The organism is Paracoccus xiamenensis (assembly GCF_011308835.1).
GTDB classification, from domain to species: Bacteria; Pseudomonadota; Alphaproteobacteria; order Rhodobacterales; family Rhodobacteraceae; genus Paracoccus; species Paracoccus xiamenensis.
Map to the genome: position 1 here is coordinate 118,122 of NZ_JAAOHY010000006.1, position 12,940 is coordinate 131,061.

Annotated in this window: 14 protein-coding genes; 9 read left to right on the top strand and 5 right to left on the bottom strand. The window is 66.1% G+C overall.

All coding sequences use genetic code 11. The annotated features are described in order from the left end of the window. Window positions 1-177 precede the first annotated feature (177 nt). Complete coding sequence (topA, locus tag G7044_RS13380; protein ID WP_166329677.1) at window positions 178-2,880, top strand: type I DNA topoisomerase; 2,703 nt, start codon at window positions 178-180, stop codon at window positions 2,878-2,880. A 34-nt stretch (window positions 2,881-2,914) separates the two neighbouring features. Here the strand turns inward: topA and G7044_RS13385 are convergent, their stop codons facing one another. After that, a complete protein-coding gene (locus G7044_RS13385; protein ID WP_166329679.1) occupies window positions 2,915-3,487 on the bottom strand; it encodes a TetR/AcrR family transcriptional regulator in 573 nt (190 codons plus the stop codon). A 65-nt stretch (window positions 3,488-3,552) separates the two neighbouring features. On the opposite strand from G7044_RS13385, the gene G7044_RS13390 reads away from it, so the two are divergent. From G7044_RS13390 to G7044_RS13410, 5 genes are all read left to right on the top strand, one after another. Further along, the gene (locus G7044_RS13390; RefSeq protein ID WP_166329681.1) at window positions 3,553-4,002 is read left to right on the top strand and encodes a VOC family protein; all 450 of its coding nucleotides are present in this window, start codon (window positions 3,553-3,555) and stop codon (window positions 4,000-4,002) included. Between the two features lie 36 nt (window positions 4,003-4,038). Continuing rightward, window positions 4,039-4,761: a xanthine dehydrogenase accessory protein XdhC gene (gene xdhC, locus G7044_RS13395; protein WP_166329683.1), complete on the top strand. Its 723-nt coding sequence runs from the start codon at window positions 4,039-4,041 to the stop codon at window positions 4,759-4,761. 50 nt (window positions 4,762-4,811) lie between these two features. Beyond that, window positions 4,812-5,516, top strand: a complete 705-nt coding sequence (locus G7044_RS13400) for a CoA transferase subunit A (RefSeq protein WP_166329685.1) — start codon at window positions 4,812-4,814, stop codon at window positions 5,514-5,516. A 2-nt stretch (window positions 5,517-5,518) separates the two neighbouring features. Continuing rightward, entirely contained in the window at window positions 5,519-6,145 is a 627-nt protein-coding gene (locus G7044_RS13405) for a 3-oxoacid CoA-transferase subunit B (protein ID WP_166329687.1), read from the top strand. A 177-nt stretch (window positions 6,146-6,322) separates the two neighbouring features. Next, window positions 6,323-7,471 (top strand): HPP family protein, encoded by a 1,149-nt coding sequence (locus G7044_RS13410; protein ID WP_166329689.1) that lies wholly within the window; start codon window positions 6,323-6,325, stop codon window positions 7,469-7,471. Here the strand turns inward: G7044_RS13410 and G7044_RS13415 are convergent. Further along, window positions 7,468-8,133 carry a 5-formyltetrahydrofolate cyclo-ligase gene (locus G7044_RS13415; protein WP_166329691.1) on the bottom strand — a complete coding sequence of 222 codons (666 nt, stop codon included), beginning with the start codon at window positions 8,131-8,133 and terminating at the stop codon, window positions 7,468-7,470. The genes G7044_RS13410 and G7044_RS13415 overlap by 4 nt on opposite strands. 77 nt (window positions 8,134-8,210) lie before the next feature. On the opposite strand from G7044_RS13415, the gene G7044_RS13420 reads away from it, so the two are divergent. Beyond that, complete coding sequence (locus tag G7044_RS13420) at window positions 8,211-8,465, top strand: DUF6522 family protein (RefSeq protein ID WP_166329693.1); 255 nt, start codon at window positions 8,211-8,213, stop codon at window positions 8,463-8,465. 65 nt (window positions 8,466-8,530) lie between these two features. Here G7044_RS13420 and G7044_RS13425 read toward each other — a convergent pair whose 3' ends face one another. Next, on the bottom strand, window positions 8,531-9,130 hold the full coding sequence (locus G7044_RS13425) for a superoxide dismutase (protein WP_166329695.1): 600 nt from the start codon (window positions 9,128-9,130) through the stop codon (window positions 8,531-8,533). Between the two features lie 185 nt (window positions 9,131-9,315). Next, window positions 9,316-9,570 (bottom strand): hypothetical protein, encoded by a 255-nt coding sequence (locus G7044_RS13430; protein ID WP_166329697.1) that lies wholly within the window; start codon window positions 9,568-9,570, stop codon window positions 9,316-9,318. Between the two features lie 181 nt (window positions 9,571-9,751). Here G7044_RS13430 and ccmI point away from each other — a divergent pair, with 181 nt between their 5' ends. Both ccmI and ruvX read left to right on the top strand, forming a co-directional pair. Then, window positions 9,752-11,002, top strand: a complete 1,251-nt coding sequence (gene ccmI, locus G7044_RS13435; protein ID WP_166329699.1) for a c-type cytochrome biogenesis protein CcmI — start codon at window positions 9,752-9,754, stop codon at window positions 11,000-11,002. Beyond that, the gene (gene ruvX, locus G7044_RS13440) at window positions 10,999-11,463 is read left to right on the top strand and encodes a Holliday junction resolvase RuvX (RefSeq protein ID WP_166329701.1); all 465 of its coding nucleotides are present in this window, start codon (window positions 10,999-11,001) and stop codon (window positions 11,461-11,463) included. The genes ccmI and ruvX overlap by 4 nt, the downstream gene beginning before the upstream one ends. 232 nt (window positions 11,464-11,695) lie before the next feature. On the opposite strand, the gene dprA is transcribed toward ruvX, so the two are convergent. Then, a complete protein-coding gene (gene dprA / locus G7044_RS13445) occupies window positions 11,696-12,931 on the bottom strand; it encodes a DNA-processing protein DprA (protein WP_166329703.1) in 1,236 nt (411 codons plus the stop codon). Between the last annotated feature and the right edge of the window lie 9 nt (window positions 12,932-12,940).

Below are 12,940 nucleotides of genomic sequence, written 5' to 3' on the forward strand. Positions count from 1 at the left end.
CCTTTTCCCTTGGGCCGCGCGGGGATGACACCCGGAGTTTGCCCCCTCGGGCCGGCAAAAGACAGGCGCCTGCGCGGAAAATGCCGCGATCCGATGACGGCATGTTTTTCCAACGCCCGTTGACACGCCCCCTCTGCGCCCCCATGTTCCGGCCCCGAATCCGCCATGAGGTCCAACATGCCAGTCGTCGTTGTCGAATCGCCGGCCAAAGCCAAGACGATCAACAAATATCTGGGCGACGACTATACTGTTCTCGCGTCTTTCGGCCATGTTCGCGACCTGCCGCCCAAGGACGGATCGGTCGATCCCGAAGCCGATTTCGACATGAAATGGGAGGTCGCGTCGGATTCGAAAAAGCACCTCAAGGCGATCAGGGACGCGCTGGCAAGCGATGACGCGCTGATCCTCGCCACCGACCCCGATCGCGAGGGCGAGGCGATCAGCTGGCACCTGCTGGAGGCGCTGGCGCCGGCGCTGAAGAAGGGAAAGCCGGTCAGCCGGGTCACCTTCAACGCCATCACCAAGAACGCCGTGACCGAGGCCATGGCCAACCCGCGTGAAATCGACCGCGATCTGGTCGATGCCTATCTGGCGCGTCGGGCGCTGGATTATCTGGTCGGCTTCAATCTGTCGCCGGTCCTGTGGCGCAAGCTGCCGGGTGCGAAATCGGCCGGCCGGGTGCAATCGGTGACCCTGCGCCTGATCGTCGAACGCGAGATGGAGATCGAGGCTTTCAAGCCGCGCGAATACTGGTCCGTCCATGCGCGCCTAGCGACGCCTTCGGGCGAAGAATATGACGCCACGCTGGTCAGCCTTGCCGGTGACAAGCTGGACCGTTTCGACATCCCGACCGCCGAAAAGGCGCGTCTGGCGCTGTCGGCCATCGACGCGCGCGATCTGGTCGTCACCAGCGTCGCCTCGAAACCTGCCAGCCGGAACCCCTGGCCGCCTTTCATGACCTCGACCCTGCAACAGGAAGCCAGTCGCAAGCTGGGCATGGGCGCGCGCGCCTGCATGTCCACCGCGCAGCGCCTGTATGAGGCCGGGCTGATCACCTATATGCGGACCGACGGCATCGACATGGCGCCCGAGGCGGTGATGTCCGCCCGCGACGTCATCAAGTCGCGCTTCGGCGAGAATTACCTGCCGAAATCGCCGCGCATGTACAAGAACAAGGCCAAGAACGCGCAGGAAGCCCACGAATGTATCCGCCCGACGGATATGTCGCTGTCGCCTGACAAGCTGCGGACCTCGGAAAAGGATCAGCGCGCGCTGTATGATCTGATCTGGAAACGGACGCTGGCCAGCCAGATGGAAGCCGCGCGGATGGAACGCACCACGGTCGAGATCGGCAGTGCCGATGGCCAGGTCGGGCTGCGCGCCAATGGTCAGGTGATGCTGTTCGACGGCTTTCTGGCCGTCTACGATCAGGGCCGCGACGATGATGATGGTGAAGACAGCGCCCGCCTGCCGCTGATCCACCAAGGCGAGGCCGCGCGCAAGGTTGCCGCTTTCGCCGCCGAGGAAGGCGTGCTGGTCGATGACCGCAGCACCGCCGCCGCGCGCCAGCATTTCACCCAGCCTCCGCCCCGCTATACCGAGGCGACGCTCGTCAAGCGGATGGAAGAACTGGGCATTGGCCGGCCGTCCACCTATGCCAGCATCGTGACCACGATTCAGGATCGCGAATATGTCCGCAAGGACAAGAACCGGCTGATCCCCGAAGACAAGGGCCGGCTGGTCACGGCCTTTCTGGTCAAGTATTTCCCGCGCTACGTCTCTTATGATTTCACCGCCAACATGGAGACGGAGCTGGACGATATCAGCTCGGGCAACCGCGCTTACCGCGAGGTTCTGCGGCGTTTCTGGCGCGATTTTTCCGAAGCGCTTTCCGGCACCACCGATCTGCGCATCGGTGAGGTGCTGACCGCGATTGACGACGCGCTGGCACCGCACCTTTATCCGCCGCGCGCCGATGGCGGCGATCCGCGTGAATGCCCGCTGTGCCATCAGGGGCGGTTGCACCTGAAAACCGCGCGCTCGGGTGGGGCCTTCATCGGCTGCGCGCGCTATCCCGAATGCCGCTTTACCCGGCCGCTTTCCGCGCCCGGTGATGGCGAACCGACCGGTGACCGGGTGCTGGGCATTGACGCCGATGACGAGATCAGCGTGAAGAATGGCCGCTTCGGCCCCTATGTCCAACGCGGTGAAGCGACCGAGGAGGTGCCGAAACCGCCCCGCGCCAGCATCCCCAAGGGCTGGGACGTGGCAACGCTGGATCTGGATCGTGCGGTGGCGCTGCTGGCCTTGCCGCGTCCGATCGGGCCGCACCCGGAAGATGGCGAGTTGGTCGAGGCCGGAATCGGGCGTTATGGCCCTTACGTCAAGCATGGCAGCAAATACGCCAACCTGCCCGATGTCGAGGAGGTCTTCACCGTCGGCATGAACCGTGCGGTCGAGGTGCTGGCCTCGAAACCCACGCGGGGCCGTGGGGGGGCAACGGCGGCACCGTTGAAAGAGTTGGGCGACCACCCCGACGGCGGCAAGATCAGCGTGATGAACGGGCGCTATGGCCCCTATGTGAAGTGGGAAAAGATCAACGCGACCCTGCCGCGTGATGTCGAGCCCGCCGATTTGACGCTGGATCGTGCGCTGGAACTGATCGCCGCCAAGGCCGCGAAATCGCCGAAAAAGGCTGCGACGAAAAAGGCTGCGGCGAAAAAGCCCGCTGCGAAGAAGGCCACGGCCAAGGCGGGCGAGGCCAAGGCCGCCAAGAAGCCGGCTGCCAAGAAGACCGCTGCCAAGAAGCCGGCCGCCAAAGCGACGGCGAAGAAGACGGCGACGAAAAAGGCGGCTTCGGACACGAAGGCGGACGAATAAGGCCCGGTTCGGCGCGGATGATCTCTGCGCCGACCTATCCGGTGGCCGGGCGCAGCCCCTCGATCAAGCCCAGCAGGGCGGTGATATAGGGTTCTGCCGCCTGACCATCGGCGACGCGCAGGGCGGCGCGGTCGAAGCCGGCCGACAGGATTTCAGCCAGCACGGCAAGCTGCCCCGGATCCATGCCCGGCAGCGTCTCGGCCAGGCCCTGTCCCAGTTCCGCAGCACCGCTGGCCGCATCGATTCGCGCCATCTCGGCAACGCCCAGCACCGCTGGACCGTCGATCAGCAGGATCTGCGCCCGGCCCGGTGTTTCCATCACCGCGAACCAATGCCGCACGGCCCCTGCCATATCGCCTGCGGGCCAGTCCGCCAGCGCCGCGCCCACCGCCTCTGCCTCGGCGGTGACGACGGCTTGAAACAGCCCGGTCTTGTCCTTGAAATGATGGGTAATCGCGCCGCGCGTGACACCTGCCGCCTGCGCAATCTCGGGCGCGCCGACGCCGGCAAAGCCATGTCGGGCGAACAGCTCGCGCGCTGCCGAAACCAGCGATGACTGCGTCGCCTCGCGGCGCTCTGCCTGACTGCGGGTCGTTTTTTCTTGCATACATACACCGTGTATGTTTATGTTACATACACCAAGTATGTAACATTGCAGAACGGAGGCCAACCATGAAATGCACCCAAGTCTATCCCGTCCTGATGAGCAGCGACGTCCCTGCGACCGCCGCCTATTTCAAGCGTCACCTCGGGTTTGTCCCGATGTTCGAAACCGACTGGTACGTGCATCTGCAAATGCCCGAGGATCCCGGCGTGAACCTGGCGATTCTTGATGGGCAGCACTACACCATTCCCGCGCAGGGCCGTGGCCGCGCCGCCGGCCTGCTGCTGAACTTCGAGGTCGAGGATGTCGACGCCGTACACGCCCGCCTGCTGGCCGAGGGGCTGACCCCGATCCAGCCGCTTCGCAGCGAGGATTTCGGGCAGCGCCATTTCATCCTGCAAGGCCCCGAAGGGGTGCTGATCGACATCATCACGCCGATCCCGCCAAGCGCCGAATTTGCCGGTGACTTTCACCCCGATGCGATGCCGGTCCAGACCCCTTTTGCAGGCGCCGATTAAGGCGGTAACATCGTCCCAAGCCAGACAGGAGCCGCCATGATCCGCGTGCGCGTCACCGGAACCGAAGGATCGACACCGCGGGAAACCGGGGCCGAAATGCTGGTGACGCCGGATCAGATCACCGGCACCATCGGCGGCGGGCGGATGGAGTATGACGTGGTGGCGCAAGCGCGGGCCATGCTCGCCTCGGGAGAGGGGCGGGCGGTGATGACCATCGTGCTCGGCCCCGACACCGGCCAGTGCTGCGGCGGCCGTATGCAGGTGGTTCTGGAACGCGCCGCGCCGTCTGCCCCGGCCCCGCGCCCACAGGTTCTGATCTTCGGGGCCGGGCATGTGGGCCGCGCGCTGGCGCGGATCATGTCGAAACTGCCCTTCGAGGTGGCGCTGTATGACGACCGCAAGGCCGAACTGGCCAAGGCGCTGCAAACTCATGCCGTCCTGACCGCCTTGCCCGAGGCCGCGATCCGCGCCGCGCGTCCGGGCGCGGCCTTCGTCGTGCTGACCCACGATCACGCGCTGGATTTCATGCTGACCGCCGAGGCCCTGAAACGTGGCGATGCCGCCTATGTCGGCATGATCGGCAGCGCCACCAAGCGGGCGCGTTTCAACCGCGACGCGCGGGCGCAGGGTATCGACCCCGCCGGGCTGACCTGCCCGATCGGCGCGGGCTTTTCCGCCGACAAGCGGCCCGAGCTGATCGCCGTCTTCACCGCCGCAGAAATCGCCGCCCGGCTGACTGCTAACGCTACCGTCGATTGACACGGGGCCAGCCCGTTGCGACAAACTCGTCAACCAATTCGGAGGACGTGATGAAGAAAGTCTACCCCGACGCGGATGCCGCGCTGGAAGGTCTGCTGTTTGACGGCATGCATATCGCGGCTGGCGGTTTCGGTCTTTCCGGCATTCCCGAACTGCTGATCGACGCGCTGGTGCGCAGCGGCGTCAAGGATCTGACCATCGCCAGCAACAATTGCGGCGTCGACGGGTTCGGCCTTGGCAAGCTGCTGGACACCAAGCAGATCAAGAAAATGCAGTCCTCATATGTCGGCGAAAACGCCGAGTTCATGCGCCAGTATCTCAGCGGCGAACTGGAACTGGAATTCAACCCGCAGGGCACGCTGGCCGAACGCATGCGCGCCGGCGGCGCGGGCATCCCCGGTTTCTACACCAAGACCGGCGTCGGGACCGTGATCGCCGAGGGCAAGGAAGTGAAGCAGTTTGGCGGCGAGGATTATATCCTTGAAGAGGGCATCTTCGCCGACCTCTCCATCGTCAAGGCCTGGAAGGCCGACGACACCGGCAACCTGATCTTCCGCAAGACCGCCCGCAACTTCAACCCGCCCGCCGCCATGTGCGGCAAGGTCTGCGTGGCCGAGGTCGAGGAAATCGTGCCGCGCGGCAGCATCGACCCCGACCATATCCACCTGCCGGGCATCTATGTCCACCGGATCATCCAGGGACCGCACGAAAAGCGCATCGAACAGCGCACCACCCGCAAGCGTGAGGAGGCCTGAGCATGGCTGGCTGGGACCGCAACCAAATGGCCGCCCGCGCGGCCGAGGAACTGGAAGACGGCATGTATGTGAACCTCGGTATCGGGATCCCGACGCTGGTCGCGAACTATGTCGGCGACAAGGATATCACGCTGCAATCGGAAAACGGCATGCTCGGCATGGGGCCTTTCCCCTATGAAGGCGAGGAAGACCCCGATCTGATCAATGCCGGCAAGCAGACGATCACCGAATTGTCGCGCACCTCTTATTTCGACAGCGCCACCAGCTTCGGCATGATCCGCGGCGGCAAGATCGCCGCCGCGATCCTGGGCGCGATGGAGGTTGCCGAAAACGGCGATCTGGCGAACTGGATGATTCCCGGCAAGCTGATCAAGGGCATGGGCGGCGCCATGGATCTGGTCGCGGGCGTCGGCCGCGTCGTCGTGGTGATGGATCACACCAACAAGCACGGCGAATCGAAGGTGCTGAAAGAATGCACCCTGCCGCTGACTGGCCGGGGCGTCGTGGACCGCATCATCACCAATCTGGGCGTGCTGGACGTGGTGCCGGGCGGGCTGAAGATCGTGGAACTGGCCGATGGCGTGACCGAGGAAGAGTTCCGCGCCGCGACCGAGGCCACGCTGGTCTGACCCCTCGACATGGGATTACCGTAAAAAGGGGGCCAATCGGCCCCCTTTTCTGCTGAAAAATAGCATTATTTCCTGAAGGTTGTGCAGATCGCGCAGGACTGTTTCGACTTGCGCGCGCCCCCATTGCCCTTGCGCGCAGGCGGACATAGTCAGACCCGCCCGCCGCCGGAGGTATTCATGCGCGCCATCGCTCATTTGCTGGGATTACTGCACATCCGGTCGCTGGGGCCGGTGGCCTCGGTTCCCGCGGCCGAGGCGCTGCGGGCGGGCTTTGGCGCGTTTCTGGGCCTTTTGATCACCGCAGGCGTGGCCTTCGCATTGTCGCCGGACCGCTGGCTGGCGCTGTATCTGATTGCGCCGTTCGGGGCGACGGCGGTGCTGGTCTTTGCCGCGCCGAACAGCCCGCTGGCGCAGCCCTGGCCGGCCATCGTGGGGAATACCGTTTCGGCGCTGGTGGCGATCACGCTGTGCCGGCTGGTGCCGCAGCCACTGCTGGCGGTGCCGCTTGCCGTCGGGCTGGCGATTTTGGCCATGGCAGCGCTGCGCGCGACCCATCCGCCGGGCGGGGCGGTGGCGATGACTGTTGCGCTGGGTGCCGAACGCATCCTGCCCCATGGCATGGGCTTCGCGCTGATGCCGGTGGCGGTGGGGACGCTGACACTTGTGATCGCGGCGGCGATCTATGCCAGTTTGACCGGCCGGCGCTATCCCTTCCGCCAGTTTGGCGAGCTGAACCCGCAAGGCACCCATGACCCCGCACCGGTCGAGCGGCTGGGCCTGACCGAGGCCGAGCTGACCGATATCCTGTCACGCTATCGCCAATCGCTGAACCTTGGCGTTGAGGATCTGGCCCGGCTGATCGGCGCGGCAGAGATGCAGGCTGCCAGCCATATGACCGGCCCCCAGACCGCCAGTGCGATCATGTCGCGCGACCTGGTCACCGTGGCCCCCGACACCCCCATGTCCGAGATTGCGGCCCTGTTCCTGCGCCACGGCTTTACCTCGCTGCCGGTGGTCGGCCCCGAGGATTGCTTTATGGGCGTGATCTTTCAGTTGCAGATCATCGCCGCCGCTTGTCCCGACCACGAGCTGACCGCAGGCCATCCGCCGCCGCTGGCAGTCTCGGGCGCCGCTGTCGCCACCGAGATCATGGATCCCAACCCCGGCAGCGCCGGCCCGGACACGCCCATCGCTGCGCTGTTGCCGCAATTGGCGGGGGGGATGGATGCGGTACCGATACTGGACGGGGGCCGTATCGTCGGCGTGGTCACCCAGACCGACCTGATCGCGGCGCTGGCGCGCCAAAGCCTGCGTGCGGACGACTAGGGCCTGAAGCCGGCCTCGGTCACGATCAGGTCGAGTGCTGCGTCATGGGGCTGGGGATAGATGGTCGGCAGCCGCCCCGATTCCAGCCCGATGCCGACGGCATAAGGGCGCGGGCGCAGCGCCGCCAGCGTGCGGTCGTAAAACCCGCCGCCATAGCCCAGCCGGAAACGCCCGGCGTCCCAGCCCACCGTCGGCGCCAGCACGATCTGCGGCAGAACCTGCGCCGTGGTCGCGGGTTCGGGGATATTCCAGCGGCCGGGGCGCATCTGGGCGTCGGGGGACCATGGCCGGAACACCAGCGGCTGATCGGGGGCCGTGACCACGGGCAGGGCGATCCGCAAGCCCGCCGCCGACTGTCGCGCCATCCAGGGCCGCAGGTCGGGCTCGCCCCTGATCGGCCAATATGCGGCGAGGATCAGCCCCGGGCCGCCGCCAAACTGCTGTGCCAGCAGCCGGTCCAGTTGATCCGCGATGGCCGCGTCTGTTGCTTGCACATCGCGCGCGCCGCGCGCCGCCAGAAGCTGCGCCCGCGCGGCCTTACGCCAGCGCGCCGCATCCGCCGCCGCCACCGGATCGGTGGCCAGCGGGTCGAAGTAATCCGGCGCCACCTCGGCGGCCAGACAGGCGGGCGAGGCGTAGTCCTTGGGGTTTTCGTCGCTCATGTCTCGTGCGGGTTGAGAAGTTGGATCACGCCTGCGATGCTGCGCCCCGAAGTGGCGGCTTGGCAAGGGGGCGCGGAATGTCCGGCATTATCCGCAATGGCGAGGACTTCACCGTCGATGCCAAGATCATCGCCGAAGGGCTGGGCCTGCCCGAACACGCCATCGCCCGCGCCATGTCCACCGGTGCCATCACCACGCGGTTCGAGCGCGGCGAGGGCGAGGATGCCGGCCGCTATCGGCTGTCCTTTTTCCATCGCGGCCACACCCTGCGCCTGACGGTGGACGAGGCGGGCAATATCCTCAGCCGGGCGCGATTTGATCGACAGTCCTAGGCGGGCGGCATGAAAACGGCCCGCCGGATCTCTCCGACGGGCCGCATCTGCACAAATCGCCGCGATTACATGCGCGAGGCGACATTGTCCCAGTTGACCAGCTTGTCGAGGAAGTTCGACAGATAGCCGGGGCGCTTGTTGCGGAAGTCGATGTAATAGGAATGTTCCCACACGTCGCAGCCCAGCAGCGCCTTTTGGCCGAAGCACAGCGGGTTGACGCCGTTTTCGGTCTTGGTGATCGCCAGCGAACCGTCGGGGTTCTGAACCAGCCACACCCAGCCAGAACCGAACTGGCCCGCACCTGCGGCGGCGAATTCTTCCTTGAACTTCTCGACCGAGCCGAAATTGTCGACGATGGCCTTTTTCAGCGCTTCGGGCATCTCGCCGGAATTGGGCGACATCATTTCCCAGAACTGGCTGTGGTTCCAGTGCTGGCTGGCATTGTTGAAAATGCCGTTCTGCGCCACGGCGCCCTTCTGGAAGGTGCCGGTGACGATGTCTTCAAGCGATTTGTCGGCCCATTCGGTGCCCTCGATCAGCTTGTTCAAGTTGTCGACATAGGCCTTGTGGTGAATGTCGTGGTGATATTCCAGCGTTTCCTTGGACATACCGGCCGGCGCAAGCGCGTCATGGGCATAAGGAAGATCGGGAAGCGAAAAGGCCATGGTCTCATCCTCTTTTCTGGGCGGGCGGTTGCCCGCACGGGTGCGGTCACCCACGCAACGCGACCTTGTCGACGCGGGTTCCGGGCGCAGGCTTAACATATGCTGCTGACTGGGAAAAAGCCCGGAAACGAAAAAGAAAAGCCCCGGGCGATGCCCGGGGCTGTCCTGCGATCCTGCAAATGGGATCAGTTGGCGGCCGGCGCCGGAGCTTCAGCAGCCGGGGCATCAGCGGCTGGCGCGGTTTCGGCGGCCGGAGCTTCAACCGCAGGGGCATCAGCGGGGGCTTCGGTGGTTTCTTCGACCGTCACGACGGCGTCGCCGCCGGCATCGGCCGCGGTGTCATCGCCGCCGCTCATCAGCCAGAAAATCACCAGGACGGCGACAACCAGCGCGCCGACGATGAAATAGAGGTTGTTGTTGCTCCGGGGTTCGATAGCCATGAAGTGTCAACTCCGAGTTGGGTTTCATATCGGGGTAACAATGCGCAACTGCGCATTTGGATCCATATGATGCATCAATCTGACGCAGGATTTTGCCGGAAAGTCATGCCATGTCCGTGCTCGGCGGGGTTTTGCCGGGCGTCGGAAACGCCTATCTAGGGCGCAGCCGAAAGGAGCCCACATGTTCTGGCTGTTCGCCGCCGCACTGACACTGATCGCCGCCCTTGCCATCCTGTGGCCCTTCTGGCGCGCCCGCTCGGGGCCGGTTGAACCCGCGGCCGCCTATGACCTGCGGGTCTATCAGGACCAGTTGGCGGAAATCGACCGCGATCTGGCGCGCGGTATCATCGACCCGGCCGATGCCGAGCGCCTGCGCACCGAAATCGGGCGCAAGGTTCTGGGGGCGGATAAGGCGCTGGCGCGCGATGCCGCAGCCGGTCCCGTCACCGCCCGTCACAGGGTGATCGCCACGGCAGTTCTGGTGGCGCTGATCGCTGCGGGTGGGGCGCTTTATCTGCGTATCGGCACGCCGGGGCAGCCTGACATGGCGCTGACGACCCGGATCGCCTCGGCCGAGGCACGCTATGCCTCGCGTCCCAGCCAGGCCGAGGCCGAGGCGGCGATGGCAGCGCTTCCCGCCCCGGCGCTGCCTGCACCCGATGCCGATTTCATGCAGCTGATGGACCAGTTGCGCGCCGCAGTTCAGCAGCGGCCCGATGACGTCAAGGGCCTGACGCTGCTGGCCCGGAACGAAGCAAGGCTGGGCAATGCGCTTGCCGCCAAGACCGCGCAGGCCCATCTGGTCGAGGTCCGTGGCGCGGACGCCACGGCCGAAGATCACGCCTTTCTGGCCGGCCTGATGACCGAGGCCGCCGGCGGCGTCATCACCCCCGAAGCCGAACGGGAAATCGCAGTTGCGCTGCAGCTTGACCCGCGCAATGCGCAGGCCCGTTACATGACCGGCCTGCTGCAGGCGCAGAACGGCCGCCCGGATCGCGCCTTCCCGGTCTGGGTCGCCCTGCTGGAAGAAACACCCGCCGAATCGCCCTGGAACATCGCCATCCGGCAGGTCATCGGCGATATCGCCTGGCTGGCGGGGCGCCCCGAATACATCCCCCCGCAGCCCACCGATACCAACGCCGCGCCGACCATGCCCGGCCCCGATGCGGACCAGATGGCGGCGGCCGGCGACATGACCCCCGAAGAGCGGCAAGAATTCGTCCGCAGCATGGTGGACCGGCTGGAATCGCGTCTCGCGACCGAGGGCGGCACCGCTGCGGAATGGGGTCGGCTGATCTCGTCGCTGACCGTGGTGGGCGAACATGATCGCGCCCGCGAGATCGCGGCCGAGGCGCGGACACGCTTTGCCGACGACCCTGCCTCGCTGGCCGAGTTCAACGAGGCGGCCGAAGCGGTGGGGATCGGCCCGTGATCCAGGAAGATATCGCCGATTTCGCTGCCCTGCTGCCGCGCGCTGGTGCCATTGCCGGGCTGGACTTGGGGACCAAGACCATCGGCGTGGCGGTCAGCGACGGGCTGCGCCAGGTCGCATCTCCGATCACCGTGATCCGGCGCGAGAAGTTCACAACCGATGCGCAGGCGCTGCTGAAGATCGTGGCCGAGCGCGGGCTGGTCGGGCTGGTGCTGGGGCTGCCGCGCAACATGGACGGCAGCGAAGGCCCGCGCGCCCAGTCGACCCGCGCCTTTGCGCGCAACCTCTCGCGCCTGACCGAGATCCCGATCACGTTCTGGGACGAGCGCCTGTCCACTGTCGCCGCCGAACGCGCGCTGCTGGAGGCCGACACATCGCGCAAGCGCCGCGCCGAGGTCATCGACCAGGTCGCGGCGGGCTATATCCTGCAAGGCGCGCTGGATCGGTTGCGGTTTTTGTGACTTCGCAAGGGCCCGAGCGGCCCCTCGTGTGTGCTGTCGAAGGACCGACCATCGCCAGACAGACGGGCTGGTTAGCCGAAACGCCGCGCGCCCGTTACATCGGGCGGCGCGGTGGGCGTGCGTCCGTTTCGGCTTTTCTCTACTGCCGTCGCTTGGCGCTGGTGCGCGACTGATGCCGGGTGGACGCCGCAAGACCGACGCCGCAATGTGGGGCTCTGCTCCGTCCGGCAGCCTAGGAAAGCGCCAGCCTGCCACCCGCCAGTCGCGTCAGTTGGCCCGACAGTTCCAGCCGCAGAATAACCGGCGTCAGGACCGCTGCGGGCAGGCCGATGTCACGGATCAGGACGTTTTCCTCTGTCGGGCTGGGTGAAAGCTGCGACAGCACGCGGGATTCGATTTGGGCCATGGTTTCGCCGCGATGGGGCAGGGGCAGGCGCGGCTGCGAGGCGGTCGGGCGATTCGCAGGGGCGGCGTTTCCGGCGCGGGTGGTGTTTTTCGGCGACGCCTTGGTCGGGGTGCCGCGCGGGGCCGTGCCGGGCGGGACACCGCTGCCGGGGTCGCCGGCGGCAAGGGCATCACGCAAGATCGGCAGCGCTTCGATCACGTCTTCGGCGCTGCGCACCAGCACGGCGCCATCGCGGATCAACTGATTGCAGCCCCCGGCGCGCCCGTCGACCGGATGCCCCGGCACGGCCATGACCTCTCGCCCCTGATCGAGCGAGTCGCGCGCGGTGATGAGGCTGCCGGATTTCACCGCCGCCTCGACCACGACGACGCCGTGGCTGAGCCCCGCGATGATGCGGTTGCGCAGCGGGAAATGCCGGGCGATGGGTTCGGTGCCCGGCGGCTGTTCGGTGATCAGGCAGCCCTGATCGCAGATTGCCGCGGCCAGCACCTTGTTTTCCGCCGGATAGATGCTGTCGATGCCGCCCGCCATGACAGCGATGGTGCCGCTTTTCAGGCTGGCTTCGTGGACAGCGCTGTCGATCCCGCGCGCCAGCCCGGCCACCGTCACCACGCCCGCTTTCGCCAGTCCCGCCGTCATTCCGCGCGCCATGCGCAGCCCCAGTGACGAGGCGTTGCGCGCCCCGATCACCGCGATCGTGGGCCGGGACAACGCGGCCATATTGCCCTTGATCCAGATCACCGGCGGCGCGTCAGAGATTTCGCGCAGCAAGGCGGGATAGTCGGGCGCATCGCAGCGGATCAGCCGGGCGCCTGTCTTCATGCCTGCCTTCAGCTCGGCTGCGGCCACGCCTTCGGGGCAGGGCTGGTAGTCGTCAATTCCCGATTGCCGGGCGATGTCGGGCAAAGCGTCCAGTGCAGCCGCGGCGCTGCCATGTTCCGAGATCAGCCGGTGAAACGTCGCAGGCCCCACCCGGCGCGATCGAATGAGGCGGAGGAAAGTCAGATCGTCTTCCTTCGCGGTGAGTGGGGTGTGGGGGGTGTTGAACGAAAACAACCTCATCGACCTCTC

Excerpts from the sequence above, each read along its gene's own strand:
- G7044_RS13400 (WP_166329685.1), top strand. The coding sequence starts at position 4,812 with ATGAAGAAAGTCTACCCCGACGCGGATGCCGCGCTGGAAGGTCTGCTG.
- G7044_RS13415 (WP_166329691.1), bottom strand. The coding sequence starts at position 8,133 with ATGAGCGACGAAAACCCCAAGGACTACGCCTCGCCCGCCTGTCTGGCC.
- G7044_RS13405 (WP_166329687.1), top strand. The coding sequence starts at position 5,519 with ATGGCTGGCTGGGACCGCAACCAAATGGCCGCCCGCGCGGCCGAGGAA.
- topA (WP_166329677.1), top strand. The coding sequence starts at position 178 with ATGCCAGTCGTCGTTGTCGAATCGCCGGCCAAAGCCAAGACGATCAAC.
- G7044_RS13410 (WP_166329689.1), top strand. The coding sequence starts at position 6,323 with ATGCGCGCCATCGCTCATTTGCTGGGATTACTGCACATCCGGTCGCTG.
- G7044_RS13390 (WP_166329681.1), top strand. The coding sequence starts at position 3,553 with ATGAAATGCACCCAAGTCTATCCCGTCCTGATGAGCAGCGACGTCCCT.
- xdhC (WP_166329683.1), top strand. The coding sequence starts at position 4,039 with ATGATCCGCGTGCGCGTCACCGGAACCGAAGGATCGACACCGCGGGAA.
- ccmI (WP_166329699.1), top strand. The coding sequence starts at position 9,752 with ATGTTCTGGCTGTTCGCCGCCGCACTGACACTGATCGCCGCCCTTGCC.
- G7044_RS13430 (WP_166329697.1), bottom strand. The coding sequence starts at position 9,570 with ATGGCTATCGAACCCCGGAGCAACAACAACCTCTATTTCATCGTCGGC.
- G7044_RS13385 (WP_166329679.1), bottom strand. The coding sequence starts at position 3,487 with ATGCAAGAAAAAACGACCCGCAGTCAGGCAGAGCGCCGCGAGGCGACG.
- G7044_RS13425 (WP_166329695.1), bottom strand. The coding sequence starts at position 9,130 with ATGGCCTTTTCGCTTCCCGATCTTCCTTATGCCCATGACGCGCTTGCG.
- dprA (WP_166329703.1), bottom strand. The coding sequence starts at position 12,931 with ATGAGGTTGTTTTCGTTCAACACCCCCCACACCCCACTCACCGCGAAG.
- G7044_RS13420 (WP_166329693.1), top strand. The coding sequence starts at position 8,211 with ATGTCCGGCATTATCCGCAATGGCGAGGACTTCACCGTCGATGCCAAG.